Below are 26,394 nucleotides of genomic sequence, written 5' to 3' on the forward strand. Positions count from 1 at the left end.
TTACGGGGCGGTCGCTGCGTACTCTGCGGTCACGGCGCGGTCGACGTGAGCGAGCGCGTCATCGACCCGGTCGGCCGCGTCGGATTCGATCCAGTGCGTGTGGGCGTAGCGCTTGAACCAGCTCACCTGGCGGCGGGCATAGCGGCGGGTGAGTTGCTGGGTTGCCTCGATCGCCTCGGCCTGGCCGAGCGTTCCGTGCACCTGGCCGAGGGCCTGGGCGTAGCCGATCGCGCGGCTCGCCGTCACGCCGTCTTCGATGCCGCCCGCGAGCAGCCCGCGTGCTTCGTCGACGATGCCGGCCGCCCACATCCGCTCTACTCGGGCGTCGAGCCGAGGGGTCAGTTGTTCACGCGCGGTGCGGAGGCCGAGCAAGACGCTGGGGCGCCAGTAAACTGGCTCGTCCGGCAGGGCGGCCAGGTGTGGGGCACCGGTCAGCTCAACGATTTCTAGCGCCCGCACCAAGCGGCGGCCGTTGCTCGGGCCGATGCTCTGTGCAGCCTGCGGGTCGACGGCCTGCAGCCGGGCGTACATCAGGCCGGGTCCAATGTCGATCAACTCCGCTTCGAGCCGGGCGCGCAGCTCCGGATCAGTGCCGGGAAACCGAAAGTCGAACACGACCGAGGAGACATACAATCCCGAGCCGCCGACCAGGATCGGCACCGCGCCACGCGCGATGATCTCGGTGATCGCTGCACGGGCATCCGTTTGGTAATTGCTCACGGTGGCCTCGGCGGTCACCTCAAGCACATCGAGCAGGTGGTGCGGAATTCCGCGGCGTTCCGCGAGAGTGAGTTTTGCCGTGCCGATATCCATGCCGCGATAGAGCTGCATGGCATCGGCGTTGACGATTTCGGCCGGCTGGCCGCGCGCGATCAGCCGTTCGGCCAGATCAAGGGACAACGCCGACTTACCGGTGCCGGTCGATCCGACGATCGCGATCAGCACCGGCGAGGCAGCTGACCCCAATGGTTCGGCTGGCACCGGTTTCTCAGGCGACACCGTTCCTAACGCTCGTCGTCGTTCACGTTGTAGATGGGGATGGTGCTCGAGCCGCTCTCGACTCGCAGACCGATGGTCGGCAGGCCAAGCGAGACCGGACCTGCACCGCCAGCTGCTCCACCGTGTGACGGAACGCCGCAGGATTCGGCTTCAAGGCGGTCCCAGGCATCGCCGGCACGGGTGGAACGGATGCGCAGGGGCGCTTCGGTGGTCGAGTCAGCGATCAGGTGGAACGGTGCGGCCTGGGTGACAACGACCGTAACCACGTCGCCGGGACGCGGCCGTGGCGAACCGGCCGGCACGTCGAAGTGCACGAGCCGGCTGTCGGGGGCGCGCCCACTCAGGCGGTGGGTGTCGCTGTCCTTGCGACCGCCGTTGGCGACGAGCAGTTCAACCTCGCGACCGATCACGGCCTGGTTTTCTTCGAGGGAGATACGTTCCTGCAGGGCGGCGAGACGCTCGTAGCGGTCTTGCACGATGGCCTTGGGAACTTGGTCGGCCATCGTCGCGGCCGGGGTACCCGGACGAATCGAGTACTGAAAGGTGAACGCAGTGGCAAAGCGAGCCTGTTCAACGACCCGTAGGGTCTCTTGAAAGTCTTCCTCCGTTTCGCCGGGAAAGCCAACGATGATGTCGGTGCTGATGGCGGCGTGTGGCATCTGTGCACGCACGCGGTCGAGGATGCCGAGGAACTTCGCCGAACGGTAGGAGCGGCGCATTGACTTGAGGATGCGGTCGGACCCGGACTGCAGGGGCATGTGCAGCTGGGGCATAACAGAGGGCGTCTCCGCCATGGCGTCGATGACATCATCGGTGAACGCGGCTGGATGCGGGCTGGTGAAGCGGATGCGCTCCAGCCCGTCGATCTTGCCGGCCGCGCGCAGCAGCTTACCGAAGGCGAGGCGGTCGCCGAATTCAACGCCGTAGGAGTTGACGTTCTGCCCGAGCAGGGTGACCTCGATGGCGCCGTCGTCGACGAGGGCCTGAATCTCGGCGAGGATCTCGCCCGGACGGCGATCTTTTTCTTTGCCGCGCAGGGCAGGCACGATGCAGAAAGTGCAGGTGTTGTTGCAGCCAACCGAAATGGAGACCCAGCCGCTGTAGCTGGAGTCACGTTTGGTCGGCAGGGTGGACGGGAAGGTTTCGAGCGACTCGAGAATCTCGAGCTGCGCCTCACCGTTATGGCGGGCCCGCTCGAGCAAGCTCGGAAGAGAGCCCATGTTGTGCGTTCCGAAAACGACGTCCACCCAGGGCGCCTTCTCGAGGATGGTGTTCTTATCCTTCTGCGCGAGGCACCCGCCGACGGCAATCTGCATGCCCTCATGCTTGCGCTTGACCGAGGCGAGGTAGCCGAGGTTACCGTAGAGCTTATTGTCGGCGTTCTCTCGCACGGCGCAGGTGTTGATCACGACGATGTCGGCCTCCCCACCGTTCGCCGAGACGTAGCCGGCGGCTTCGAGAGAGCCGCTCAAGCGTTCGGAGTCGTGCACGTTCATCTGACAGCCGAAGGTGCGCACCTCATAGGTACGCGCACGCCCCGAGGCGTCGATCGCGGCTACCGAGGGGGTGATCACGGTTCGGCGGGCAAGTGCGGGGGCGACGATACTCATAGTGGGTATAGTTTACGCGAGCAATTCGGTGTGCGAGCCGTGTGCGACGCGCGGTCAGGAATAACGGGCGGCAGCATTAGCGGAAGCGCACACGCGAGCCGCCACCGCGGCTGTCCATTGCGGCTTTGACTGCCAAGCGTACGGCGGCCGAGCTATAGCCCTTGCGCATGAGAAAACCGGTGAGTCGACGGTCTATGGTCTGGTCGTCGAAACGTTCCATCTGACCCATGCGTTTGGTGGCCAAGTCGATGGCGCGTTCAGCTTCGTCGTCGGGAAGCTCTTCGAGCTTGTCCATCATGACGCTCGGATCGAGCTTGCGCCGCCGCATTTCAGCCTCAACACCGGTGCGACCGAGACCCTTGCGCACGTTGTGGCTGTGAATGATCTGGTCGGCGAGCTTGGCCTCATCGAGGTACTGCAGCTGAATGAACTTCTCGATGATCTCACTCGCCTCGCCGGAGTCTACCCCGGTGCCGTTCAAGACAAGCAGGGCCTCGACGGTGGACAGGGAACGGCCACGCAACCGGTGCAACAGCACCTTCTCGGCCCGCTCACGCTGGTCGAGCGCGTCGGCGTCTGCATCGGTCTCGGCGTCGACTTCGACTTCGGCGGCGTCGGTCTCAGCGTCGGTCTCAGCGTCGGGTTCGCCGGCCGCTGCCTGCAGCGGCGAGCGGCGCTTCATTCCCGGGGCCGCACCGGGCAGGTAGGTCACGGGAGCCAAGCCGGCGTCTGCTTGTGGTGCTGCGTCATTCTTGGGTTCGAAGTGAACCATTCCCGTGACCTGCCTTTCGTTGTCGTTCCGTGGTCTCGGTTAGGCGCTCTTGCGCGCTGCCGGTGCCTTGATGGCGACCGGACCACCATCGAGTACCGCCGCCGCATCCGCTTCCGCCTTAGCCTTCGCTTCGGCCTCGGCGACAATCGCCGCTGCGGCCTTCTCGGCGGCCTTGGCCGCGATGCCCTCCGGGCCGATGCCGAGCTTGATCAGAATCTTGCTCTCGATCTCGTTGGCCATCTCGGGGTGCTTGAGCAGGAAGTTGCGCGAGTTCTCTTTACCCTGGCCGAGCTGGTCGCCGTCGTAGGTGTACCAGGCACCGGACTTCTTGACGATGCCCTGGTCGACTCCGAAGTCGATCAGGCTGCCCTCGCGCGAGATTCCGATGCCATAGATGATGTCGAACTCAGCCTGCTTGAAGGGCGGTGCCATCTTGTTCTTGACGACCTTGACCCGGGTGCGGTTACCGATGGCTTCGGTTCCGTCTTTGAGGGTTTCAATGCGGCGAATGTCGAGGCGCACCGACGCGTAGAACTTGAGTGCCTTACCGCCCGACGTGGTCTCGGGGCTACCGAAGAAGACGCCGATCTTTTCGCGCAGCTGGTTAATGAAGATCATGGTGGTGTTGGTCTGGCTCAAACCACCGGTGAGCTTGCGGAGCGCCTGCGACATGAGCCGGGCCTGGAGGCCCACGTGGGAATCACCCATCTCGCCCTCGATCTCAGCACGCGGCACGAGGGCAGCAACCGAGTCGACAACGATGAGGTCGATGGACCCACTTCGCACGAGCATGTCAGCAATTTCGAGGGCTTGCTCGCCCGTGTCGGGCTGCGAGACCAGCAGAGCATCGATGTCGACGCCGAGCTTCTTGGCGTATTCCGGATCGAGGGCGTGCTCCGCGTCGATGAACGCGGCGATGCCACCGTTCTTCTGCGCATTCGCGATGGCGTGCAGGGTGAGCGTGGTCTTACCCGAGGATTCCGGACCGTAGATCTCCACGATGCGGCCACGCGGCAGTCCACCTACGCCGAGCGCGACGTCTAGCGCGATCGACCCAGTCGAAATGGTTTCAACGGGGGCACGCTCGTCGCTGCCGAGGCGCATGACCGAGCCCTTGCCAAACTGACGATCGATTTGCGCGAGGGCGGTTTCGAGGGCCTTCTCGCGGTTCGCTTGTGATGCCATGGTCTTCATCTCCTGGGTTCTGCACGGTCGCTAGCTTTGAACGGAGCTTCGGGACGTGCATGGTGGCGCCTATAGGCTGTCGGCCCGGTCATCGAGAGGACCCCGATGCCCGTTTCGACAAGGCAATCGCCGACTTTCTCTGACAAATTCGACTGTACGCCGCACCTCCGACATTGGCCGGGAGCACGATCGACCAGTGGAGAACCTGTCAGAAAGTCTGCTGTTGAGGAGCCTATCAAAGCCGAACAGGTATTCGAGCATTCCCGGATATTGTGCACGGCGTGTCGAATCAGAGGCCTAAGGTGAAGTCCAGTCTGTTACAGGCGAGGGGCCGGGATGCCGGCGCCGTACCAACGACTGCGAGGCACGTCGACCGCGGCGCACAGTGCCAGCCACACGTCACGGGCCGGGACGCCGGCTGCGAGTGCCTGATCGGCCGTGCGTCCGCCGAGCGGGGTGAGCACGAGGTCACGGGTGAGCACTCGGCCGTAACCGTCGCCGAATTCTTCCTTCAGCGCGGTGCGAAATTCACTCAATCGCACGGCGCTGGCTCCACCCGAATCTGAACACACACACTCCTGAAAGACAACCACCGCCGACACAAGGTGTCGACGGTGGACTTATTGTTTTGAATCGGTGGGGCGACTAGCGCGCGCCGCTGTCTAACGACATCAGCCCGGAATCGAACGTGGTGACGAGGTCGTCGGGTACCGTGTCGGGGAACTGATCCATTCCCTCGATGACGGCGAGACGGTCACCAACTTCACGCATGATGACCGAAATCGGGGTTTCCAGTGCATCGGCCACGGACGCGAGAATCTCCGAGGAGGCTTCTTTCTGTCCACGTTCTACCTCGCTGAGGTAGCCGAGCGCGACGCTGGCTTTGCTTGCGACCTGACGCAGGGTACGCCCCTTTTGCAGGCGGAAGTCCCTGAGCACATCGCCGATTTCCTGACGAACAAGAATCATCGGAACCTCCTTCTTATACCTTAATAACTCGAGCCCAAACTATTGGAGTTCCAGTTGGTGCCTACACTACGTCATTCCTCTGACAAGCTGACACTAACCGAAAGACGTTGGACTTTGCTTGTGTATTCCTTCGATGTAACCAGCCTGTAAGAAGAACTATTCCGCGTCACCGCGCGCTATCAGCGCACGCACAGCAAGGATGGCTTGGCGCACCGTTTCGGTGCGAATTTCGGCTCGGTCTCCATCAAGTTGCAGGGGCACCGCCCAGGATCCGGTGCCTTTGGAGAGCCCGATGTAGACGGTTCCGGCCGGGTGGCCACCATCGGGGCCCGGTCCGGCCACGCCCGTCGTGGAGACTCCGACGTCGGCGCGCACATCATTGACGGCGAGGAGTGTGCGCACACCGACGGCCATCTGCTTGGCGACGTCGGCGTGCACGGGGCCATGAACGTTGAGCACGCTGCTGTCGACCTGAAGCAGGCTCCGTTTGAGGTCCGAGTCATAGGCGACGACTCCCCCGCGCACCACAACGGATGCCCCAGGGATGCGTACGAGTTCGGCCACGAGCAGCCCGCCGGTCAGTGACTCGGCGACCGCAATGGTGAGGTGCCGAATGGCGAGTTGCGCGATCAAATCGGCCGTTGCATCCGCTTGCAGATCGCCTGAAGCGGTGCGGGCGCGAAGGGTGACGTCGGGGAGGTCGATCGAGTCGGCCGAGTCAGGCAACGTCATGCTTGCGCAGTCGCCAGGCCGACAGCAGGTAGTCAAGCCCGGATGCCACGGTCAGTACGAGAGCAATGGTCATGGTGGCCGTGTTGACCCAGTCCACCCAGTCGCCGAAGACCAGCTGGAACGGGAGTAGCGCTAGCGAGATAGCCACGGACTGGGCAATGGTTTTGAGCTTGCCGCCGCGGCTGGCCGGAATGACCCGGTCACGCAGCATGACGAACCGAAACACGGTGATGCCGATTTCGCGCACCAGGATGACGATGGTCACCCACCAGGGCAACTCTTCGAGGATGGAGAGGCAGACCAGGGCGCCGCCGGTGAGGATCTTGTCGGCGATCGGGTCGAGGATCTTGCCGAGGTCGGTGACGAGGTTGTGGCGGCGGGCGATCATGCCGTCGATTCCATCGGTGGCGATCGCGATGATGAACAGCACGGCGGCGGCCCAGCGCAGTGCGTCGTGGGCGCCGTTGTCGGCCAGCAGCATCCAAATGAAGACGGGGGCGAGCAGGATGCGTACGACCGTGATCAGGTTGGGCAGGTTCCAGTTGCTCGGGCGGGCGACGGATGCTTGCGGTGATGCCATGGTTCAGTCCCTGCCCGTTAGTTTCCAGGCATCCTCGTCGTCCTCGGTGCCGTCGACCTCAGGATACCCCTGCGACATTTTCTCCACCGGGTCGTCGGCGTAGCGCGGGTCAGGTGCCGCGGCTGCACGGGAATCGTCGGATTGCGCCTTGAGGGCGTGCTGTTCGTCGTCGGAGCCGCGCAGGCGGGCGAGCACGCTCGGCAACTGTTCGGCGTTGACGAGCACGTCGCGGGCCTTGGAGCCCTCGGAGGGGCCGACGATTTCGCGAGACTCGAGCAGGTCCATCAGGCGGCCGGCCTTGGCGAAGCCGACCCGCAGTTTGCGCTGCAGCATGGACGTGGACCCAAACTGGGTGGAGACGACGAGTTCTGCGGCGGCGAGCAGCACTTCGAGGTCGTCGCCGATGTCGGAGTCGATCTCTTTACGCGGGGCGACCATGGAGACATCGGGCCGATAGTCGGGCCTGGCCTGCATGGTGACGTGCTTGACGACCTTTTCGATCTCGTCTTCGGTTACCCAGGCGCCCTGCACGCGCACGGCCTTGGACGCGCCCATTGGCAGGAACAGCGCGTCCCCCTGACCGATGAGCTTATCGGCGCCCGGCTGGTCGAGGATGACTCGGGAGTCGGTGACGCTCGTCACGGCGAAGGCGAGCCGGGAGGGCACGTTGGCCTTGATCAGCCCGGTGACGACGTCGACGCTTGGACGCTGCGTGGCGAGCACGAGGTGGATACCGGAGGCGCGGGCGAGCTGGGTGATACGCACGATCGAGTCTTCGACGTCGCGCGGGGCGACCATCATGAGGTCGGCCAGCTCATCGACGACGACCAGCAGGTACGGGTACGGCTTGAGCTTGCGTTCACTGCCGACCGGCAGCACGATCTCCTCGTTATTGACGGCCTTGTTGAAGTCGTCGATGTGGCGAAAGCCAAAGCTGGCGAGGTCGTCGTAACGCATGTCCATCTCTTTCACGACCCATTGCAGCGCTTCGGCCGCTTTCTTCGGGTTCGTGATGATGGGCGTGATCAGGTGGGGCACGCCGGCGTAGGCAGCGAGCTCGACCCGTTTCGGGTCGATCAGCACCATGCGCACGTCGCTCGGCTTGGCCCGCATCAGCAGGCTTGTGATCATGGAGTTGACGAAGCTCGACTTTCCCGAACCGGTGGAACCGGCCACGAGCAGGTGGGGCATTTTCGCGAGGTTGGCGATGACGAAGCCACCGCCAACGTCTTTACCGACGCCGATGGTCATCGGGTGCGTGGCGTTGGTGGCGGTATTCGAGCGCAGCACGTCGCCGAGGGTGACGATTTCACGGTCGGTGTTGGGAATCTCGATGCCGATGGCGCTCTTGCCGGGAATCGGCGAGAGAATGCGCACCTCGTTCGAGGCGACCGCGTAGGAGAGGTTCTTGCTCAGGGCGGTCACCCGCTCGACCTTGACGCCCGGGCCGAGTTCGATCTCGTACTGGGTGACCGTGGGGCCACGCGAGAACCCGGTGACCTTCGCGTCGACCTGGAACTGACGCAGCACTTCGGTGATCGACTTGACCACGTCGTCGTTGGCGGCCGAGCGGGCCTTGGCTGGCGGTCCGGCGGTGAGAGTGGATGCTGCCGGCACGAGATACGGAATGGCCGGGTGGGGATCTGTGGAGGCGAGAGGCGGCAGAGTCGCGCCGTCGGCATCCACTGCCTGACTCAGTTCGGGGAAGACGTCGTCGAAGCCGGGAAGGACCTCGGTGTGGCCGGCCGGGTCGTCAGAGTGCAGGCCGGTGGACGGACCCGCGCCGAGGTCGACCTCTCCGGTGAATCGTTTGACGGCGAGCTCGGCCTTGCGCAGGTCTTCGAGCACCTCGGTGCCGTAATGGTCGCGTTCCGGCGGGGCGGTGCGGTCGGTGACTTCGGGTTCGATCGCGCTGTCAAAACCGCCGCGGGACTGGTTGCCGCCGAGCAGCACGCTCATCGGGTCGGCGGTGTCCGCCGCCTTGGCGTCGGCACCTCGTTTTTCGGTCGAGAGTGCACTTCCGAAGTCGGGGTCTTCCTCCCGCTTGCTGTTGTTGCGGCGCCACCAGGGCAGCGCGCCCTCCGGGCCGTCTTCGTCGACCCCGTCGAGTTCGACCTGAACGGTCTTGCCCGATTTGGCACCCTTGCTGGCGGCCGCGCGTTCTTCGTCGTCGGTCAGTTGCGCGCCGAACAGCCAGTCGTAGAGCTCGCGGGAGCGCTGACCGATGCGATTCGGCGGCGTCTTGGTGATGATGAACAGGCTCAGCAGCAACAGCAGGATGACGACGATGGTCGCGCCGATGGACGTGGTCAGGAGAATGAGCGGGGCGGCAATCATCCAGCCGATCACGCCGCCGGCCAGGGCGAGGGCCGGCATGCCGTCTTGCGGCTCGGGTTGCACGCCGAAGATATGGCAGAGCCCGGAGATGGTGACGAGCAGCAGGCTTAGCCCGATGCCGATGCGACCGTTGTCGTGCACCGAACTCGGTTTGCGAAACAGCCAGACGGAGAACAGCAGAAGGATGACCGGGAGGGCGAAGGCGACCCGGCCGAACAATCCGCCGAAGGTGTAGGCGTCGAGCCGCTGAGCGACGACGTTATTGATCAGGAACCATTCGACGATGGCGCCGGAGATGGCGAGCAGAACGAGAAAGAACGGCAGACCGTCACGGCGTTCGTCTTTGGAGAGTTTTTCGGGGCCGAGGGCACGCGCTGCGCCGCCGGTCAGGTGGGCCAGGCCCATCCAGGCGCGGGCTCCGAGGCTTGGTTTCACCTCGACGGCGGTGAATTTGACGGTCTTCTGCGCGGCCGTGCCGCCGGCTCCCCGCGTTGCGGGTTTGCGCGCCGGAGCGCCCTTCGCTGCGGGGGTGCGGGCACGCCCGGTCGACTTAGTGCTCGTAGCCATGAAATAACGCTACCAAGCACCGGTGACATTCCCTCGGCCCCACGCCTACGGCCCGCGTGACTGGTCCGCGAAAGCCTGGCCGCGGCATCCGTTTTGCTGCTAATAGCGGATGGCGTCGATCACCTTGACACGCACCGCGACGAGCGCGGGGATCAGCCCGGCGAGGGCGCCGACGACGGTGGCGCAGACCAGGCCGAGGATGGCTGCCTCAACCGGGAACGGCGGGAAGTCGGTGACCTGGCCCTGGCTGATGAAATCCTCGACAAAAGGACTCTTGACGATGAGGACGGCTCCGATCACGCCGACGATTCCGGCGACGACGGTCGCGACGACGCTTTCCATCATCACGGCGAAGAACACCCGCCCGGCCGTGGCGCCGAAGCTGCGCCGGATGCCGATCTCCCGGATGCGCTGCTTGAGGGTGACCAGGGCGATATTGACCAGGCCGAGCGCGCCGAGCAGCAACACCAGCCCGGCGATGGCGCCGACCGTGAGTTTGAGCGAGAGGTAGGGGTCGGTGTCCTGGTACGCCGCGTAGTCCTGCCGGTTCACTGAAACGGATGCTTCACTTCCGAGCGCGCCCTGTACGTCGCGTTGCAGCGCGGTCACCAGCTGCTCCGACACGTCAACGGGCACCCACAGCTCGTAGGACGGCGGTCCGAATTGTTGGAGGTTCGGGTCGCTGACGACGGGCGTAATGGCAGTGAGTGCGTCGGCGAGCATGTACATGGCCGGTTCGGTCTCCCACGAGAGTGAGGGGTAGACGCCGGTGACGACGGCCGTCGTGGTGCGTTCACCGATCAGGGTCGCGGTCGGGTGCGTGCGCAGGTCTGGTCTACCGAGACGGTTGTAGAAGATGGAATTGACCAGCACGGCAGGGGCGAGCCTGGCCTGGTCGTCCTCGGTAAACCAGGCGCCCTCTTCGAGGGTGATGCGGTGCATGGTACCGTAGGGCGGGTCGATGCCGAGGGTCTGCACCGGTACGGCTCCGTCGGCGAATTGCACGGTCTGGCTGGCGTTCACGACCCGGCTGGCGTAGTCGATTTGGTAGCGTTCGAGGGCAGTCCGCCAGATTTCGGGCATTCCCGGCGGGGTGGAGCCATCGTTCATCGATGCCGACAGAAAGAGGCTCGCGGCGCGCCCACCGGAGCGTTCGCTCGATTCGACGGTCGCCTGTTGGGCGACCGCGCCAAGCCCGACCACGGTGGTGATGGCGCAGACGGCGACCGCGACACCGATCAGCGACAGCATGACGCGGGTCTTGTGGATGCGCAGTTCCTGCCAGGCCTCGATCACCGCGCCTACCAGATTGCTGACGGCGCGCTTCATGCCGGCACCGTGCTGGTGGCCTGCAGCACGCCGTGGTCGAGGCGCAGGTGTCGGCTGGCTCGGGCGGCGATGGCGGGATCGTGCGTGATGGTGACGAGGGCTGCGCCGGATTCGGTGGCGACCTCGTCGATTAGGTCCATCACCGTTTCGCCGGTCTCGAGGTCGAGAGCGCCGGTGGGTTCGTCGGCGAGAATCAGCCGTGGGCCGCGCACGAGCGAGCGGGCGATCGCCACCCGCTGCTGCTCACCGCCACTCAACTTGTCGGGCAGTGAGCCGAGCCGGTCGCCGAGCCCGACGCGTTCGAGCATCTCGGTGGCGATTCGGGTGCGCTGCCAGAACTGGCGGCCCTCCGCGTAGAGCAGCGGAGTCATGACGTTTTCGAGGGCGGTGCGTCCCTGCAGCAGGTTGAACTGTTGAAAGATGAAGCCGACCTCTCGGCCGCGCAACCGATCCCGCGCGCCGGAGGACAACGACTGCACGGGGCGGTCTTCGAACAGCATGCTGCCGCTCGTGGGGTTGTCGAGCAGCCCGAGCAGGTTGAGCAGGGTGGTTTTGCCCGAACCCGAACCCGAACGGCCGACGATCGAGACGCGGTCGCCCACGTCGACGTCGAGGTCGATGCCGGAGAGAATCGTCAGCGGCGGCGCATCGATGAGCTGCACGGTGCGGGTGACGCCCTCAAGATGTAGAAGACTCAATGGGAGATCGCTCTGCTGGAGATGCTCGGCATGTAGCAGACTTGGCTGCCATCGGGTTGGGTATCGCAGCCGTCGGCTCCCGGTGCCACGGGGGCACCCGGCACGAATTGATTGATCACATCGCCCTCGATCAGTCCGTCGATCACCTGTACGTTGACGCCGTCGGTCATGCCGAGCGTGACCGGTCGTTCCTCGGTGCCGCCGTCGGCCAGCACAAACCAGACGACACCGGTCTCGGCCGAGCCTTCGACAGCGGTCGTCGGTACGACCAGCACGTTTTCGGCGAGGCCGGCGGCGATGGTGATCTGCGCGGCGAGGCCGGCGAACACGGTCACCTCGGCCGGGATGGCGCAGCTGACGGTGGTGCCGCCCATTCCTGCTTCGCCACCGACACCCCCGTCGCCACCGGCCGATTCCCCGGCCAGCGGGGTGGTGATGGTCAGGCCGGTACAGGTGAACGGTGCCGGCCCCTTCGTGATCGCAACGGATGCCTCGGTCGGCTTGCTCAGCAGCCGATACTGCTGCTCGGGGCTGAGCGAGCCGCTCACCGAGAAGCTCGGCGGCGCAACCTGCCCGGTGGCGTCGCCGACGGCCACGCTCTGACCGGGAATCACGGTGAGCGAGCTGAGAATTCCGGTGATCGGCGCGAATACCTTGGCGAAGGTGACCACTGGTTTCGGCTGGGTGATGGTCACGTTGCCGTCGGCATCCGTTGTTTCGACCGGATCCTTGATCGTCTCAACTCGAATGTCGTAGATCTTGTCGTCTTTGTTCACTGCCTGGCCAGCCGCGATGAAGATCTCGTCGACCGTTCCGACGGCGGTCGCCTTGATGGCGACGGCCGGGTCGGCACTGACCGTGCCCGGGAGGGTGACATCGTTGCTGATCGTTCCGAGAACCACCGGAATTTGGGGCTCGACGATGACGCCGGTGGGCTCGGCCGGGTTGCTGTCGGCGGCGGCGTCTGGGTAGAAGGCAATCTTGACCAAGGCAACGGCGATGGCCGCAATCACGATCAATCGAAGTATGGGAAAAACCCATTTGCGTGCAATATTCACGAGACTCCCCACCCGGCCGACCGGACCTGGTCAAGCTCGATGGCCTGAGCCTAGCGTTTTGTGGCAAGGTGCATCGCTCGCGGGGTTTGCCGGGCTCGCGGCACTCGTTGCAGTTCGCGGCGACCCTACGGACGGGTGCCGCGAACGTTAACGAGTGCCGCGAGCACGATCAATGCTTTAGCGGGTGGTGCCGGCGACCTTGGGGAGCGATCCGCCGGCCGCAGCGTTGCGGTCCGGACGGAAGTTAGAGAAGTCCACGCCGGGGATGTCCTGCACGAGCGAGAGTTCGTCCTCGATCTGAGCGGCTTCGGAGTCCTCCGGGCCGACCAGGGGCAGGCGCACCCGCGGGCTGCCGATGCGCCCGAGGCCGTGCAAAATGTACTTCACCGCCACGGTGCCGGGAACGTGTGTCATCACGGCGCGCACGAGTGGTTCGAGCTGCTGATGGGCGGCGGTCGCGACCTTGAGGTCGCCACGGTTGACCGCGTCGACCATGTGCCGGTACGGGGTGGCCGTGATATTGCCGGTCACGCCGATCAGGCCAGTCGCACCGATCGAGAGGTGTGCCAGAACGTTGGGGTCGTCGCCGGAGAAGTACAGGAGGTCGGTCTGGTTAAGTACCCGGCTGACCTGGGCGAAGTCGCCCTTGGCATCTTTGATAGCCAGAATATTGGGGTGCTTGGCCGCGCGCAGGATGGTCTCGTAGGCGATCGCGACGCCGGTGCGCCCCGGAATGTCGTACAGAATGACCGGAAGGTCGGTAGCATCCGCGATCATGCGGAAGTGGGTGAGGATACCGGCCTGGGTCGGCTTGTTGTAGTACGGCGTGACGATCATATTGCCGTCCGCACCGGCTTTTTCACTCTGCCGGGCCAGCTGCATGGCGTGAGCGGTCTCATTTGAGCCACCGCCGGTGATGATCTTGGCGCGGCCGTTGGCGACCGACTTGCCGACCTCGACCAGGCGGATCTTCTCCGGGTCGGTCAGCGTGCTGGTCTCACCGGTCGTGCCCGTGACGACGATGCCATCGGCCCCGGCGTTGATGACGTCGTCGATGTGCTTCTCCACCCCAGCCCAGTCCACTTCGCCATCAAAGGTAAACGGGGTGACCAGTGCGACCAGCACCTGGCCAAAGGGATTCGTAGAGGTAGACACGAGCTACAGGCTATCGTCTCCACGCCCTCCGCCCGGCGAGAGCCCAAAAAGTGCCCGTGTGAACCGGGCACTTCTGAACGAAATCTCGTTACGGCGAAACGCGACCGTTCTTATTGAAGGATGCATGGGTCAGCGGCATCAGTTTCTCGAAGTGCGTCTCCATCTGCTCGGCACACATCTCGATCTCACGCTGCGGGAAGGACGGGAACTGACTACCCTCCCGCTTAGTGCGCAGGCTGAGAAAGTTCATCAGCGAACGAGCGTTGAGTGTGACGTACATCGAGGAGTAGATGTTCAGCGGCAGCACGATGCGGGCGACCTCGCGCGCGACGCCGGCTTGGAGCATCCGCTGGTACGCCTCGTAGGCGTGAATCGCGGCGGCACGGGTCTGCTGCTGCACCAACGCGGTCTGCTCGGCGGTTCCGGGCAGAAAGTCATAGGCGCCGGCCTTGCCGACCTGTACGAGGTTGCGCTCGTTGGAGGGTACGTAGAACACCGGGCCCAACTCCCGGTAGCGGCCCGATTCTTCGTTGTAGGAGGCAATGCGGTGCCGCATGAACTCGCGGAACACGAAGATGGGCGCGCGTACGTAAAACGTCATCGAGTTGTGTTCGAACGGCGAGCCGTGGCGGTCGCGCATGAGGTAATTGATCAGGCCGCGGTCGCGTTTCTCGTCGGCCTCGCTCTCGGACCCCTCGAGCTGACTCTGTTCCAAGGTCTGCTCCCCCAGGGTCGATACCCGGGCGGCAAACAGCACATCGGAGTCGTGGGCACTCGCGCGCACGAGTTCGACGGTCATTTCCGATCTAAATTCGATTTCAGGGCGGGGCTCTTGTTCGGCGATATCAGACACTGAATCAGGTTAGTCGCATCCACCGCAGGTAGGGGCCGGGCCACACCGTGAGCCGGCGTAATCTCTCGTCACAGTGCGAGATTCACAGTACGCCCGCGTAGCGTTGCAACCATGAATCCCCTCGAAGCTATCGGCCTGCTGTTGGCACTGCTGGCCGGCGCGACCGTGCTCGGCCTGTTCTGGCGGGCCAGACAGGGTCGCGTCACCCAGATTTCCGGCCAGATCATCAGGCCAGCGGATGTCGCGGCTGCGACCCCGTTCGGCGCTGCGGCAACCCTGTTGCAGTTTTCGACCGAGTTGTGCGCCCGCTGCCCGGGCACCCGCCGACTACTTGGTGCCGTGGCGGATTCCCGCCCCGGCGTCGTGCACGTCGACGTGGACCTGACCCATCGCGCGGATTTAGCGAACCGGTACTCCATTTTGCAAACACCGACGACCCTGATTCTCGATGGAGCAGGACGGGTGCGCGCACGAGTGGGTGGCGCGCCGAACCGCGCTGCCATCGCCGCTGCCCTGGACAATTTCGAGCCCGATTCGGGTCGGTCCACAACCCTTCGGAGTTCCTATGTCAACCGCTGATTCGCCCATCACGACGCCACCCAGGGCGCGCCCCCGGATCGATCCGCGCGGGCCCAGGTTCGGTGCGGCGATCACCGCCGTGTTACTGCTCGCCGTGGTCTTTTTGTCGGTGACCGGGGCATCCGTTGCCGCGTTGATCCTGCTGTCGGCGCTGACCGGACTATTCGCGTGGGGCGCTGCGGCCGGAGCCGGACGGCATCCCTATGGCGTGCTGTTCAAGAAATTCGTACGACCCCGCCTTGCTCCCCCGGCCGAACTCGAGGATGCCGCTCCACCGACCTTTGCCCAGGGCGTCGGCCTCGCGGTCACGCTCGTCGGCGTGGCTCTCGGGCTGGCCGGAGTGCCCGGCGCGGTCGGCATCGCCGCGGCGGCAGCCTTCGTCGCGGCCTTTCTCAACGCTGTGTTCGATTACTGCCTCGGCTGCCAGATCTACTTGCTGCTCGTACGATTCGGCTTGCTGAACCGGGGTGCACGGGTTCGAGGCGCCTGAAGGTGTTCCAGGCCCAGCCGGGAAACTGGGCCGGGGTCGTGTCGGGCTGGCTCTCAGGAAGTTCCCAGACGGGACAGGTTCGCCGGGCAGGTCTGACGGATAGGGTGGAATTCAATCACCTGGAGGTAACACCATGCCCACGACACTCACGAGTGAAGCAACCACCGTCTGGACCGGCGATCTTCCGACCGGTTCCGGAACCGTCACGCTCGATTCCTCACATACCGCGGAATTCTCGGTAAACTGGAAGGCTCGCGCCGAAGGGGTATCGAACACCACCAACCCCGAGGAATTGCTCGGCGCCGCTCACGCAGCGTGCTTCTCCATGGCCCTCGCCAACGCCCTCGGCTCGGCTGGTCATACCCCCGAGAGCATCCAGACCACCGCCGCCGTCACCTTTGCGGCCGGAACCGGCGTCATCGGCAGCCACCTGCTGGTCAGCGCGAAGATTCCCGGTCTGACCGAGGCCGAGTTCGAAACGTTTGCACAGGATGCCAAGGAGAACTGCCCGATCTCGAAGGCGCTCGCCGGCATTCCGATCACCATTGAAGCAGAGCTGGCCTAGGCCCAGGCCATGCGCGTTCTGATTGCCGGCGCATCCGGTCTCATCGGCAGGGAGCTCAGCCGCCAGGTCGAAACTGCCGGCCACACCCCGGTGCGGCTGGTACGACGCGAGGCCCTCGGTCCCAACGAGATTCGTTGGGACCCGGCCACGTTGGTTTTGGATCCGAGCGTGCTCGACGACATCGACGCCGTCGTCAACCTGTCCGGGGCGTCGCTGGCGCGGCTGCCGTGGACAAGCGGGTACCGCCAGGAAATCCTGCAGTCCCGTCTGCACGCCACGCGCACGTTGACCGACGCGCTGCGTCGGTCAACGAACCCGCCGACCGTTCTGCTGAACGGCTCTGCGGTGGGGATCTATGGGAATCGGCCGGGGGAGGTACTGAGCGAGGCATCCGCTGTCGGCACCGATTTTCTCGCCGAGGTGGTCACACGCTGGGAAGCCGAGGCGCAACTCGCACCCGAATCGACCCGCGTCGTCACCCTGCGGACCGGTCTGGTTTTAGCCAAGGGCGGTGCGCTCAAACCCGTGCTGCCGCTGGCCAAACTAGGCCTGGCCGGGCCGCTCGGCAGCGGGATGCAGCACTGGGCCTGGATCAGCCTGCACGACGAGGCCGCGGCGATCGTGCACCTGTTGACCTCGACCCTGTCCGGCCCGGTGAACCTGGTCGGGCCGACCCCCGCGACGGCCAACGACATCATCAGCACACTCGCCGCAGCGCTGCACCGGCCGTTCCGACTGCCGGTACCGAAACCGATACTGACCTTCCTGTTACAGGATGCCGCCCGCCAACTGCTGCTCGCCGACCAGCAGGTGAGCGCCCAGAAGCTGCTCGACGACGGATTCGAGTTCGCTCAGCGTACGCCGGCCACCGCGATCGCCTGGATGCTGCGACAGCCGTAGCGGCGCTGGCTCTAGCGCGTGCGCTCGAGGGTGATCGCCGTGCGGATCGCGCCGCGCGCACGTTTGCGGTCGCCGGAGGCGTCGTAGGCCAGGCCCAGACGTAGCCAGGACTGCCAATTCTCGGGTTCCGCCTCAACCTCGGCCTGGGCCGCCGGAAACTGAGCGTCAGCAGCGTCCCGATAGGGACGACCGCTCGGACGCACCGGCAGCTCGTTCGACGGAAGCCCCCCGAGTTCGTCGAGCTGATGCACCAGCCGCTCCGATCGGATGCCGAAGGTGATCTCCCGCGCGAGCGCCCAGAATCCGATCAGCGGCAAGACGAGCAGCGCCACGCCGATCGCTATCCCGACCGGTTCCCCACTCTGGATGAACGCAATGGCGCGCACTCCGGCAAGCAGTAGGTAGAAAACCAGGAGTACCGCCATGACGATGACGGCGATTTTGCCCTTCATTTGTTTGCTCCCGCGGTGTCCGGACCGAATCCAAGGTCGACGATCTGGTCCAAGCCCACCGTCACCCCGGTGGCGGTGCGTGTCGCGGCGAGGGCCAGCAGGATGCCGCTCTCGTAGGCGCTCGGCGACAGGGTGTTGTGGCTGATCGTGAGCGTTTCACCGGTCCCGCCCAGAATCACGTCCTGCCGGGCGAGCAGTCCGGCCAGGCGCAGGCTGTGCACGGGCACACTCGAGACCTGCTGCCCGCGGGCCCGCTGGTCGGTGTGCGGAGCAGACACCGGGCCCAGTTCGGCGCGGGCACGACCGATCAGTTCGGCGGTGCGCACAGCGGTGCCCGACGGCGAATCAACCTTGCCGGGTTGGTGCGCCTCGACGATCTCGATGGAGTCGTAGAATCGGGCGGCCAGGGCGGAGAACGCCGTGGCGAGCACCGATCCGATCGAGAAGTTGGGAATGATAATGACGCCGGTATCGTCGCGGCCCTCCAGGCGGTGGCCGAGTGCGTCGATGCCCTCCTGGCTCCAGCCCGAAGTGCCCACGAGCACCCGCAGACCGTGCTCGGTGGCGAAGTCGACGACGGTGCGGCTGACGTCGGGACGGGTCAGGTCAACGGCGATCTCGGCGCCGAGCATCTCGCTCAGCTCGCTGCGGGAATCAAGCCGGGCGACGACCTCGTAGCCCTCGGTTCGGTCGATCAGGTCGGAGACCAGGCGGCCCATCTTGCCCGTTGCGCCGATAATGGCCACCCGTGTTGTCATGGAACCAATCTACCAATTGATCTCTGTCAGCAACGCCCGGTCGATTAGAACATCAGCGGTTCGGGCAGTCCGGTGCGCAGCTCGACCGGCAGGTGACCGAGATCGTTGTGGGTGACCAGCGTCCAGGGACGGCCGGGTTTCTGCTGCAGCACGGTCAATCCGCAATTGGCCTGGTTGATGCCGACCCAGCGCCAGTCGGGAGCTCCGAGCACCTCACGCACAAACCAGGCGATCACGAAATTGTGGGTGATCAGCAGGTCGTGCCGCTGGCTGCGACGTGGCTGCAGAAATTCGGCGACCGCGTCTTCCATCTGGGCGCGTCCGGCAGCGATTTCGTCCTCTGTGACCGAGCCGAAGAAGGGGTCATAGGCCTTGGGTGTTTCGGCCGCCCGGCCAGAGGGAATGCAGTCGAACAGCAACGCAGACGATTCGCTCTGCACCGACGGCAACCGTTCGGCCATGATTTCGGCGGTTTCGGCCGCTCGCTGCAGCGGTGAATGCCACGCGCCGGTGAAGGGAACGCCGCTCAGCCGGTCGGCGATCAGTAACGCCTGACGTTTGCCACGCGGCGACAGTGGACCGTCATGCAGGCCGTGTTCGGCATCCTGCTGCTCGCCGTGGCGTACCAGGTAGATGTACTGGGGCATCATTGTCCATTTCGAATTTCAAGGAGTCCGCGCGTGCGGATACTGCAGAAGCTTTGCGGCCGGCTCAGCCGGGGAGGATCGCCGCGAAGGCGTCATCGTCAAGCGCGCCAACGGCGGAGATCGACACGGGCCCGCTCGCGAGCTCGGCGGCGAGCTCCTGCACGTCGGCCGCGGTGACGAGCGCGAGGCGGCGCAGGGCCTCATCGAGATCGGCGAACTCACCGAGGGTGATCTCGGAACGACCCAGCCGGGACATCCGCGTGTCCGAGTCTTCCAGCGCGAGAGCGGATGCTCCGCTCAGCTGCCCCGACGCCCGCTTCATCTCGTCGGTGGTCACGCCGGAATCGGCGAGGCGGTGCAGTTCGCTGAGCATGAGCTCGGCGACCTGGCCGGCCTTGGCCGGTGTGCATCCGGCGTACATGCCAAACAGCCCGGCGTCGGAGTAACCGGGAGCGAAGGAGTAGACCGAGTAGGCCAGGCCGCGCTTCTCGCGCACCTCCTGGAACAATCGGCTCGACATGCCGCCACCGAAAATCGAGGTGAGCACGCTCATGGTGACGCGGCGGTCGTCGGTGGCCAGCAGCCCGGGCATTCCGAGCAACAGATTGGCCTGTTCCAGTGGCCGTTTGACGATGGTGAGCGCCTGCCCCTGCGTAATGGAAGCGGGAACACCACCACGGCGACTGACCGGGGTCTGGGCAACGCTGAGGTCCCAGCCGGCCAGTTCGAGGGCGCGGGTGACGGCGGCGACGAGCACGTCGTGGTCAACGGCACCGGCGACAGTGACGACGAGGTCCTGCGGTCGATAGTTGGCCTGGTAGTGCTCCCAGACGGCCGACCTGGTGGCACCGCGAATGTCGTCGGCGCTGCCGCCGATCGGGCGACCGAGCGGATGCTGCCCCAGCACGGCTTCAAAGAAACGTTCATTGGCGACATCGGCCGGGTCATCATCGGCCATGGCGAGTTCTTCGAGAATGACGCCGCGCTCGGTTTCGAACTCACCAGCATCCAGTTTGGACGAGGTCAGCATGTCGGTGAGCACGTCGATGGCCATGCCGAGGTCGCGGTCCTGCACCTTGGCGTAGTAGCAGGTGTACTCCTTGGCGGTCATGGCGTTGTGCTCACCGCCGACCGCGTCGAAGGAGATGGCAATGTCGAGCGCTGACCGGGTGGGCGTGCCCTTGAACAGCAGGTGCTCGAGAAAGTGGGTGGAGCCGAAATGGCCGGGCTGCTCATCGCGCGACCCGACGGCAACCCAGTAGCCGATGGTGAGGCTGCGGGCGCCCGGCACCTGCTCGCTGAGAATGCGCACCCCACTCGGCAAAACGGTTCGGCGCACGAGGGCATCACCGGCGGCCCGAAACGAGAGTTCGGCCTGGTCTAGGGGAAAGTCGACTGCACCGTTCATATCACCCACAACCTTACTTGACCGCTCCGGTCGCGCCGGTGTACCCGCAGGAAGGCGCCGCCACAACGCTGGGACCAGTAGTGTTCCGCTGAACACCAGTACCGTTCGATACCCCCAGTTTGGCCAAATCGCACCGAGCCGTCAGATCCGACAGACTGGTCTGTCTAGTGTGTGTTACAGTCTGGGGGCTGACCTGCCCAAACCCGCGGTTTTGCGCTGATCTGGGCCCCAAACGGCCCCCGACAGAGGAGCCCGAATGACCACGCTGACAGATGAGGCCGTTCGGCCGGCGACACACGCGAAGGTGCGCATTCTCGCCACCGCCGACCGTCTGTTCTACACCGAGGGCGTGCACACCGTGGGTGTGGACCGAATCATCAGCGAGTCCAAGGTCACCAAAGCCACCTTCTATAAGTACTACCGTTCCAAGGACGCCCTCATCGTGGTCTACCTGCAGGGTCGGGACCGACGCGCTCGGGAGCTTCTCGCCGAGCTGGAGCGACGCTTCGACACCCCCGAGCAACGCCTGCGCGGTGTCGTAGCCGAAATTTCGGCTCAGGTGATCCGCGAGGGATTCCACGGTTGCCCGTTCATCAACGCTGCAGCGCAGTTCACCGACCCGACGCACCCGGTACGTCAGGCTGTCGCCGCTCACCGCGATTGGTACGGCCGCAGCGTCGAAGACCTGTTCCGCGGCATGGGTCATGCCCGGCCCGGTGACGCGTCGGACGACTTCTTTCTGGCCAGGGACGGTGCCTTCGCCGGCGCCAACCTCGGCGACCCGATCGGCGCCCACACCGCGCTGATTCGTGCCGTGCAGCGCGTCCTCGACGAGTCGAGCGACTAGCAGTCAGACGGTCGACACCCGATCCAGGTCGGCCAGATCGGTGCGACCGAGACGGATGCTCGCCGCCGCAAGTAGCGACGCCACGTGGTCAGGTTGCCCGGCCCCAGCGATCGGTGCGACCACATCCGGCCGGGCCAGGAGCCAGGCCAGTGCGATCGTCGCAGGCGGGACGCTGTGGGCGGCGGCGATGCGATCGACCACGGCGAGCACGCGCAGGGACCGCCGGTTGACATAAACTCGCGCGAGCTGACCGCGGGCGGTACCGGCGGCATCCGCTTTGGTGCGATAGGCACCGGCCAGAAAACCGTGGGCCAGAGCGAAGCCCGGCATGAGACCGAGATTCTGTGCACCGGCCGCAACCGCGATACTCGGTTCCAGTTCGGTACGGTGCACGAGGTTGTACGGCGTTTCGACGGCGACGAACTTGGGCAGGCCTAATGCCGAGAGAACCCGGGCCTGCATCAGGCGCTCAGCCGAGAAGTTGGAGGCCGCAAGATGGCGCACCTTGCCTGCGCGTACGAGCGTGTCCACGGCAACCAGGCTCTCTTCGAGGGCGACGGACTTGTCGTCGAAGTGAAAGTAGAGCAGGTCGAGATAGTCGGTGCCGAGCCGAGCCAGGCTGGCCTCGACGGCGCCGACGATGCTGCGCTGGCTCAACCCGGGGTTGTCGAGGTTGTGTCCGATCTTGGTGGCCACGATGGTCTCGGCGCGCGCTCGACGCGAACGCAGCCACCCACCGATGATCACCTCGCTGCGACCGGCGGCGAAGCTGTCGGCCGTGTCCAGAAAATTTCCACCCAGATCGCGGTGAACGTCGAGAATCGCGGTTGAGGTTTCACCGTTAGCCGTCCAGCCGAAGGCGTTGCAGCCCAGAGCTAACGGATGCACGAACAACTCAGTCCCCGGAATCTGGCGCCGGACCACAGGCGCACCAACGGTTAACTCGGCCAGCCCGGAACGGTCGATCGACATCGCGTCGAGGGAGGATGAGACCGTTTGTCTGGTCATCGTGATTCTCCTCCCGCGGGGTGTTCGCCGGGCCAGTCGTTTCTGCCGGATTTTTGATGCGTGAAGCTTGCTATTGGCCCGACTGTAGGCGAGGCCACCGACATTTCCCGACGGCACGCTAAACCGTTACCAAAACGTGCGTCGGAACAGGGCGAATTGGTGCTGCTGACCCTCGAGGCGGGGCCAGACTGCGTTGGTCGACAGTCGGTACCCGCATGATTTGTTAGACTGGCCGTTGCGCGAAAATTGGGCTGAATGTGCAGGCGCACATCCGCCCTGGGCCGCCGGTTATCGAATCGACTATTCGATCTTCTGGCGAGGTATCCTGCCCGAATCAGCCGCAGGAAAGCAGCCATGACCACCGACGCCTCCGCGCCCAACCCTCAGGTTCCCCGTGAGGCTCGCAGGCGCCGCACCTTCGCCGTGATCTCCCACCCGGACGCCGGAAAGTCCACGCTGACCGAAGCACTGCTGCTGCACGCCCGCGCCATCACTTCCGCCGGCGCCACGCACGGCAAGGCCGGCCGCAGCGGTACCGTCTCCGACTGGATGGAGATGGAAAAGGCCCGCGGCATCTCGGTCACGAGCGCCGCGATTCAGTTCGAGTACCACGACGCCGTGATCAACCTCGTCGATACCCCCGGCCACGCCGACTTTTCCGAGGACACCTTTCGGGTGCTCTCGGCAGTGGATGCCGCGGTGATGCTCGTCGACGCCGCCAAGGGTCTCGAGCCGCAGACCATGAAGCTGTTCGCGGTCTGCAAGCAGCGCGGGCTTCCCGTCATCACCGTCATCAATAAGTGGGACCGGCCGGGCGACACCCCCCTCGCCCTGATGGATGAGATCCAGACCCGTACCGGTCTGCTGCCGACGCCGTTGAACTGGCCGGTCGGCGAGGCCGGCGACCTGCGCGGTGTGCTCGATCGCCGTTCCGGTGATTTTCTGCGTTACACCCGCACGGCTGGTGGCGCGACGGTGGCCGAATCAGTTCGGCTGGATGCGGCTGACGCGGCCAAAGAAGAGGGCCCGGCCTGGGCATCCGCTGTCGAAGAATCTGAGCTGCTCGACGCTGAGTCGCAGAATCACGACTCCGAGCTGTTTCTCGACGGCCAGACCACCCCGGTGCTATTCTGCGCGGCCGTGGCGAACTTCGGGGTGCAGCAGCTGCTCGACACCCTGGTCGAGTTCGCGCCGCCGGCCGAAGCCCGCATCGATATCGATGGCAACCCGCGCAAGGTCACCTCGCCGTTCTCGGGGTTTGTGTTCAAGGTGCAGTCCGGCATGAACTCGGCGCACCGCGACCACGTGGCCTTCGTGCGCGTCTGCTCCGGCGAATTTCGCCGCGGCATGATCGTCACCCACGCCGCGACCGGCCGGCCCTTTGCCACGAAGTATGCCCAGCAATTGTTCGGCAAGGAACGTACCGTCACCGACCGGGCCTGGCCCGGCGACATCGTCGGACTCGTGAACGCGTCGGCGCTGCGGGTGGGCGACTCGATCTTCGAAGACGAGCGGGTGGAGTTTCCGCCGCTACCGCTGTTCTCGCCCGAACACTTTCGCGCCATTCGCCCGGTAGACAGCAGCAAGCACAAGCAGTTTCGCCGCGGCATCGACCAGCTCGACCATGAGGGCGTCATCCAGGTGATGCGCTCAGAGGTGCGCGGCGAGCAGGCCCCGGTGCTCGGCGCCGTCGGACCGATGCAGTTCGAGGTCGTCGAAGACCGCATGGTGCACGACTTTCACGCCGATATCCGCATGGAAGCGCTGCCATACCAGGTGGCCCGCAAGACCGACAAGGAGAGCGCGCTCGTGCTCGCCGGAACCCGCCAGGTGGAGGTGTTCACCCGCTCCGACGGCACGCTGCTCGCCCTGTTCAGCACGCCGTGGCGGTTGCAGGCCATTGCCAAGGAGAACCCGAAGCTCGTGCTGATCGACATTGCGAACGCGACGGCCGACGACTTTATGTAGCGTGTTTCACTAACCAGAAAGGCCGCATCCTCGTGGAGGATGCGGCCTTTCTCGTGCTGTAGCAGCTAGGTGATGCAGCGGTTACGCGTCGACGACCACGGAGGTGATGACGGGGCTGCGACGGTACTTGCGGTTCATCCAGCGGCTCACGGACTGCGTGAACAGATCCTCGAGCTCGGCGCCGTCCACGATCTTGATGCGGTTCGCGGCCTTCATGGCCTCATCGATGACCTTGGTGGCGCCCTTGACCCACTCGTCGTCGTGCACGAATCCGCGCGCCAGGAACTCGACGGGCTCGGAGAGAGTGCCGGTCTTGGCGTTGAGGATTCCGAGAATGGTGATGGTGCCGTCCTCGGCGAGCTTACGACGATCTTCCATCGCAGCGGATGCTGCCCCGCCGACGGTCATGCCGTCAACGAAGACGTAGTCGGCGACAACGCGGCCGGTGACCTTGGCGTGGCCGTCGACGAGGTCAACAACGACGCCGTCTTCGACGACGATGACGTTCTCCGAGGGGACGCCGGTCTGGATGGCGAGGTCGGCGTTGGCCGTGAGGTGACGCCATTCACCGTGGATCGGCATGACGTTGACCGGCTTGACGATGTTGTAGCAGTAGACGAGCTCGCCGGCGCTCGCGTGGCCGGAGACGTGCACCTTGGCGTTGCCCTTGTGCACGACGTTGGCGCCCCAGCGGATCAGGCCGTTGATGACGCGGTAGATGGAGTTCTCGTTGCCGGGGATCAGCGAGCTCGCGAGCAGCACGGTGTCGCCCTCGCCGATCTTGATGACGTGTTCACGGTTGGCCATGCGGGAGAGGGCGGCCATCGGCTCGCCCTGCGAACCGGTGCAGATGAGAACGACCTTGTCGTCCTTCATGCGCTCGAGCGCCTTCATGTCGACGATCAAGCCCTTGGGAACGTTGAGGTAGCCCAGCTCGCTCGCAATCCCCATATTGCGCACCATGGAGCGGCCGACGAAGGCCACCTTGCGGTTGTGCTTGACGGCAGCGTCGATGACCTGTTGGATGCGGTGCACGTGGCTGGCGAAGCTCGACACGATAATGCGGCGCGGGGAGGTGCGGAAGACGGTGTCGATTGCCGGTCCGATATCCTTCTCGGCAGTGGTGAAGCCGGGAACCTCGGCGTTGGTCGAGTCGGTCATGAACAGATCCACGCCTTCTTCGGCCAGACGCGCGAAGGCGCCCAGGTCGGTGAGGCGCTTGTCGAGCGGGAACTGGTCCATCTTGAAGTCACCGGTGGCGAGCACGAGGCCGGCCTCGGTGCGGATGGCGATGGCCAGGCCGTCGGGGATGGAGTGGTTCACGGCGATGAATTCGAGGTCGAACTGACCGATCGTGCGGCGCTCGCCCTCTTTCACCTCGATGAAGTTTTGGCTGAGGCGGTGCTCCTGCAGCTTGGCGGCGAGGAAGGCCAGGGTGAGCTTGGAGCCGACGACGGGAATGTCGCCGCGTTCCTTGAGCAGGTACGGTACGGCGCCGATGTGGTCTTCGTGACCGTGGGTGAGCACAATGGCTTCGATGTCCTGCAGGCGGTCGCGGATGGCCGTGAAGTCAGGCAGGATCACGTTGATGCCCGGCTGGTTGTCCTCGGGGAAGAGAACGCCGCAGTCGATGATGAGCAGCTTTCCCTTGTGCTCGAAGACGGTCATGTTGCGGCCGATCTCGCCGAGGCCTCCGAGCGGGATGATGCGCATGCCGCGGGCCGGCAGTGCCGGCGGAGTGCTCAGGTCGAGGTAGTGGTTATTCATGAATCTCATTTCGTTGTCTGCGATACTGCATGTCCAGGTGTGTGGGGACCGAGATCGGGCATGCGAAAGACCGACGAGCAATACTCAGGGGGCCTCAGCGCGCATACGCGTACCTCGTGTCGTGTCTGGCGGGCAAGCAAAATACCGGCCAGATACCTCCC

Annotated in this window: 26 protein-coding genes; 6 read left to right on the forward strand and 20 right to left on the reverse strand. The window is 64.9% G+C overall.

The genetic code is table 11. From position 1 onward, the window contains the following. The 14 genes from miaA to thyX form a co-directional block, all read right to left on the reverse strand. The gene (gene miaA, locus E3T43_RS11755) at positions 1–999 is read right to left on the reverse strand and encodes a tRNA (adenosine(37)-N6)-dimethylallyltransferase MiaA (RefSeq protein WP_241978953.1); all 999 of its coding nucleotides are present in this window, start codon (positions 997–999) and stop codon (positions 1–3) included. Positions 1,000–1,004: 5 nt separating this feature from the next. Then, on the reverse strand, positions 1,005–2,609 hold the full coding sequence (gene miaB / locus E3T43_RS11760) for a tRNA (N6-isopentenyl adenosine(37)-C2)-methylthiotransferase MiaB (protein ID WP_134444451.1): 1,605 nt from the start codon (positions 2,607–2,609) through the stop codon (positions 1,005–1,007). 76 nt (positions 2,610–2,685) lie between these two features. Next, positions 2,686–3,381 carry a regulatory protein RecX gene (locus E3T43_RS11765; RefSeq protein WP_134444450.1) on the reverse strand — a complete coding sequence of 232 codons (696 nt, stop codon included), beginning with the start codon at positions 3,379–3,381 and terminating at the stop codon, positions 2,686–2,688. A gap of 39 nt (positions 3,382–3,420) precedes the next feature. Then, positions 3,421–4,566: a recombinase RecA gene (recA, locus tag E3T43_RS11770; protein ID WP_134444448.1), complete on the reverse strand. Its 1,146-nt coding sequence runs from the start codon at positions 4,564–4,566 to the stop codon at positions 3,421–3,423. Positions 4,567–4,883: 317 nt separating this feature from the next. Then, positions 4,884–5,108, reverse strand: coding sequence for a DUF3046 domain-containing protein (locus tag E3T43_RS11775; RefSeq protein WP_092449895.1), 225 nt, complete (start codon positions 5,106–5,108; stop codon positions 4,884–4,886). A gap of 103 nt (positions 5,109–5,211) precedes the next feature. After that, positions 5,212–5,535 (reverse strand): helix-turn-helix domain-containing protein, encoded by a 324-nt coding sequence (locus tag E3T43_RS11780; protein ID WP_092449897.1) that lies wholly within the window; start codon positions 5,533–5,535, stop codon positions 5,212–5,214. Positions 5,536–5,691: 156 nt separating this feature from the next. After that, positions 5,692–6,267, reverse strand: a complete 576-nt coding sequence (locus E3T43_RS11785; protein WP_134444446.1) for a CinA family protein — start codon at positions 6,265–6,267, stop codon at positions 5,692–5,694. Then, positions 6,254–6,847, reverse strand: a complete 594-nt coding sequence (gene pgsA / locus E3T43_RS11790) for a CDP-diacylglycerol--glycerol-3-phosphate 3-phosphatidyltransferase (RefSeq protein WP_134444444.1) — start codon at positions 6,845–6,847, stop codon at positions 6,254–6,256. Before pgsA ends, E3T43_RS11785 begins: the two co-directional genes overlap by 14 nt. A 3-nt stretch (positions 6,848–6,850) precedes the next feature. Next, on the reverse strand, positions 6,851–9,751 hold the full coding sequence (locus E3T43_RS11795) for a DNA translocase FtsK (RefSeq protein WP_134444442.1): 2,901 nt from the start codon (positions 9,749–9,751) through the stop codon (positions 6,851–6,853). Positions 9,752–9,850: 99 nt separating this feature from the next. Next, on the reverse strand, positions 9,851–11,080 hold the full coding sequence (locus E3T43_RS11800; protein WP_134444441.1) for an ABC transporter permease: 1,230 nt from the start codon (positions 11,078–11,080) through the stop codon (positions 9,851–9,853). Further along, a complete protein-coding gene (locus tag E3T43_RS11805) occupies positions 11,077–11,778 on the reverse strand; it encodes an ABC transporter ATP-binding protein (protein WP_134472572.1) in 702 nt (233 codons plus the stop codon). Before E3T43_RS11805 ends, E3T43_RS11800 begins: the two co-directional genes overlap by 4 nt. Further along, the gene (locus E3T43_RS11810) at positions 11,775–12,836 is read right to left on the reverse strand and encodes an efflux RND transporter periplasmic adaptor subunit (protein WP_174844344.1); all 1,062 of its coding nucleotides are present in this window, start codon (positions 12,834–12,836) and stop codon (positions 11,775–11,777) included. Before E3T43_RS11810 ends, E3T43_RS11805 begins: the two co-directional genes overlap by 4 nt. 177 nt (positions 12,837–13,013) lie before the next feature. After that, on the reverse strand, positions 13,014–13,991 hold the full coding sequence (gene dapA, locus E3T43_RS11815; protein WP_092449909.1) for a 4-hydroxy-tetrahydrodipicolinate synthase: 978 nt from the start codon (positions 13,989–13,991) through the stop codon (positions 13,014–13,016). Between the two features lie 88 nt (positions 13,992–14,079). Continuing rightward, the gene (gene thyX, locus E3T43_RS11820; RefSeq protein WP_104132419.1) at positions 14,080–14,790 is read right to left on the reverse strand and encodes an FAD-dependent thymidylate synthase; all 711 of its coding nucleotides are present in this window, start codon (positions 14,788–14,790) and stop codon (positions 14,080–14,082) included. A gap of 165 nt (positions 14,791–14,955) precedes the next feature. Between thyX and E3T43_RS11825 the strand changes: the two genes are divergently transcribed. The 4 genes from E3T43_RS11825 to E3T43_RS11840 all read left to right on the forward strand — a co-directional run bounded on the left by E3T43_RS11825 (position 14,956) and on the right by E3T43_RS11840 (position 17,378). Further along, positions 14,956–15,423, forward strand: a complete 468-nt coding sequence (locus E3T43_RS11825; protein ID WP_134472573.1) for a thioredoxin family protein — start codon at positions 14,956–14,958, stop codon at positions 15,421–15,423. Next, on the forward strand, positions 15,410–15,913 hold the full coding sequence (locus E3T43_RS11830) for a DUF4395 domain-containing protein (RefSeq protein WP_134444433.1): 504 nt from the start codon (positions 15,410–15,412) through the stop codon (positions 15,911–15,913). The genes E3T43_RS11825 and E3T43_RS11830 overlap by 14 nt, the downstream gene beginning before the upstream one ends. A 133-nt stretch (positions 15,914–16,046) precedes the next feature. After that, positions 16,047–16,478, forward strand: a complete 432-nt coding sequence (locus E3T43_RS11835; protein WP_134444431.1) for an OsmC family peroxiredoxin — start codon at positions 16,047–16,049, stop codon at positions 16,476–16,478. A 9-nt stretch (positions 16,479–16,487) separates the two neighbouring features. Then, complete coding sequence (locus tag E3T43_RS11840; RefSeq protein WP_134472574.1) at positions 16,488–17,378, forward strand: TIGR01777 family oxidoreductase; 891 nt, start codon at positions 16,488–16,490, stop codon at positions 17,376–17,378. 11 nt (positions 17,379–17,389) lie between these two features. Here E3T43_RS11840 and E3T43_RS11845 read toward each other — a convergent pair whose 3' ends face one another. From E3T43_RS11845 to E3T43_RS11860, 4 genes are all read right to left on the reverse strand, one after another. Beyond that, on the reverse strand, positions 17,390–17,830 hold the full coding sequence (locus E3T43_RS11845) for a hypothetical protein (RefSeq protein ID WP_134472575.1): 441 nt from the start codon (positions 17,828–17,830) through the stop codon (positions 17,390–17,392). Beyond that, the gene (gene dapB, locus E3T43_RS11850; protein ID WP_134472576.1) at positions 17,827–18,588 is read right to left on the reverse strand and encodes a 4-hydroxy-tetrahydrodipicolinate reductase; all 762 of its coding nucleotides are present in this window, start codon (positions 18,586–18,588) and stop codon (positions 17,827–17,829) included. The genes E3T43_RS11845 and dapB overlap by 4 nt, the downstream gene beginning before the upstream one ends. A 44-nt stretch (positions 18,589–18,632) precedes the next feature. Continuing rightward, positions 18,633–19,235, reverse strand: coding sequence for a histidine phosphatase family protein (locus E3T43_RS11855; RefSeq protein ID WP_092450135.1), 603 nt, complete (start codon positions 19,233–19,235; stop codon positions 18,633–18,635). A gap of 64 nt (positions 19,236–19,299) precedes the next feature. Then, positions 19,300–20,643: a pitrilysin family protein gene (locus E3T43_RS11860; RefSeq protein ID WP_134444424.1), complete on the reverse strand. Its 1,344-nt coding sequence runs from the start codon at positions 20,641–20,643 to the stop codon at positions 19,300–19,302. A 256-nt stretch (positions 20,644–20,899) separates the two neighbouring features. Between E3T43_RS11860 and E3T43_RS11865 the strand changes: the two genes are divergently transcribed. Then, the gene (locus E3T43_RS11865) at positions 20,900–21,490 is read left to right on the forward strand and encodes a TetR/AcrR family transcriptional regulator (protein WP_092449925.1); all 591 of its coding nucleotides are present in this window, start codon (positions 20,900–20,902) and stop codon (positions 21,488–21,490) included. 3 nt (positions 21,491–21,493) lie between these two features. On the opposite strand, the gene E3T43_RS11870 is transcribed toward E3T43_RS11865, so the two are convergent. Next, positions 21,494–22,498, reverse strand: coding sequence for an aldo/keto reductase (locus E3T43_RS11870; protein ID WP_241977648.1), 1,005 nt, complete (start codon positions 22,496–22,498; stop codon positions 21,494–21,496). 354 nt (positions 22,499–22,852) lie between these two features. Between E3T43_RS11870 and E3T43_RS11875 the strand changes: the two genes are divergently transcribed. Next, positions 22,853–24,466 (forward strand): peptide chain release factor 3, encoded by a 1,614-nt coding sequence (locus E3T43_RS11875; RefSeq protein ID WP_134472577.1) that lies wholly within the window; start codon positions 22,853–22,855, stop codon positions 24,464–24,466. 81 nt (positions 24,467–24,547) lie between these two features. Here E3T43_RS11875 and E3T43_RS11880 read toward each other — a convergent pair whose 3' ends face one another. Beyond that, positions 24,548–26,233 (reverse strand): ribonuclease J, encoded by a 1,686-nt coding sequence (locus tag E3T43_RS11880; RefSeq protein WP_134472578.1) that lies wholly within the window; start codon positions 26,231–26,233, stop codon positions 24,548–24,550. Positions 26,234–26,394 lie beyond the last annotated feature (161 nt).

The sequence above is a fragment of the Cryobacterium sp. Hh7 genome (assembly GCF_004403155.1).
Classification (GTDB): domain Bacteria; phylum Actinomycetota; class Actinomycetes; order Actinomycetales; family Microbacteriaceae; genus Cryobacterium; species Cryobacterium levicorallinum.

Bases quoted from the DNA above. Each gene is read 5' to 3' on its own strand.
- E3T43_RS11870 (WP_241977648.1), bottom strand. From the start codon at position 22,498: ATGACCAGACAAACGGTCTCATCCTCCCTCGACGCGATGTCGATCGAC.
- E3T43_RS11840 (WP_134472574.1), top strand. From the start codon at position 16,488: ATGCGCGTTCTGATTGCCGGCGCATCCGGTCTCATCGGCAGGGAGCTC.
- miaB (WP_134444451.1), bottom strand. From the start codon at position 2,609: ATGAGTATCGTCGCCCCCGCACTTGCCCGCCGAACCGTGATCACCCCC.
- E3T43_RS11830 (WP_134444433.1), top strand. From the start codon at position 15,410: ATGTCAACCGCTGATTCGCCCATCACGACGCCACCCAGGGCGCGCCCC.
- E3T43_RS11860 (WP_134444424.1), bottom strand. From the start codon at position 20,643: ATGAACGGTGCAGTCGACTTTCCCCTAGACCAGGCCGAACTCTCGTTT.
- thyX (WP_104132419.1), bottom strand. From the start codon at position 14,790: ATGACCGTCGAACTCGTGCGCGCGAGTGCCCACGACTCCGATGTGCTG.
- pgsA (WP_134444444.1), bottom strand. From the start codon at position 6,847: ATGGCATCACCGCAAGCATCCGTCGCCCGCCCGAGCAACTGGAACCTG.
- E3T43_RS11855 (WP_092450135.1), bottom strand. From the start codon at position 19,235: ATGCCCCAGTACATCTACCTGGTACGCCACGGCGAGCAGCAGGATGCC.
- E3T43_RS11800 (WP_134444441.1), bottom strand. From the start codon at position 11,080: ATGAAGCGCGCCGTCAGCAATCTGGTAGGCGCGGTGATCGAGGCCTGG.
- recA (WP_134444448.1), bottom strand. From the start codon at position 4,566: ATGGCATCACAAGCGAACCGCGAGAAGGCCCTCGAAACCGCCCTCGCG.
- E3T43_RS11835 (WP_134444431.1), top strand. From the start codon at position 16,047: ATGCCCACGACACTCACGAGTGAAGCAACCACCGTCTGGACCGGCGAT.
- E3T43_RS11785 (WP_134444446.1), bottom strand. From the start codon at position 6,267: ATGACGTTGCCTGACTCGGCCGACTCGATCGACCTCCCCGACGTCACC.
- E3T43_RS11765 (WP_134444450.1), bottom strand. From the start codon at position 3,381: ATGGTTCACTTCGAACCCAAGAATGACGCAGCACCACAAGCAGACGCC.
- E3T43_RS11845 (WP_134472575.1), bottom strand. From the start codon at position 17,830: ATGAAGGGCAAAATCGCCGTCATCGTCATGGCGGTACTCCTGGTTTTC.
- E3T43_RS11875 (WP_134472577.1), top strand. From the start codon at position 22,853: ATGACCACCGACGCCTCCGCGCCCAACCCTCAGGTTCCCCGTGAGGCT.
- E3T43_RS11780 (WP_092449897.1), bottom strand. From the start codon at position 5,535: ATGATTCTTGTTCGTCAGGAAATCGGCGATGTGCTCAGGGACTTCCGC.
- E3T43_RS11825 (WP_134472573.1), top strand. From the start codon at position 14,956: ATGAATCCCCTCGAAGCTATCGGCCTGCTGTTGGCACTGCTGGCCGGC.
- dapB (WP_134472576.1), bottom strand. From the start codon at position 18,588: ATGACAACACGGGTGGCCATTATCGGCGCAACGGGCAAGATGGGCCGC.
- E3T43_RS11795 (WP_134444442.1), bottom strand. From the start codon at position 9,751: ATGGCTACGAGCACTAAGTCGACCGGGCGTGCCCGCACCCCCGCAGCG.
- E3T43_RS11880 (WP_134472578.1), bottom strand. From the start codon at position 26,233: ATGAATAACCACTACCTCGACCTGAGCACTCCGCCGGCACTGCCGGCC.
- E3T43_RS11865 (WP_092449925.1), top strand. From the start codon at position 20,900: ATGACCACGCTGACAGATGAGGCCGTTCGGCCGGCGACACACGCGAAG.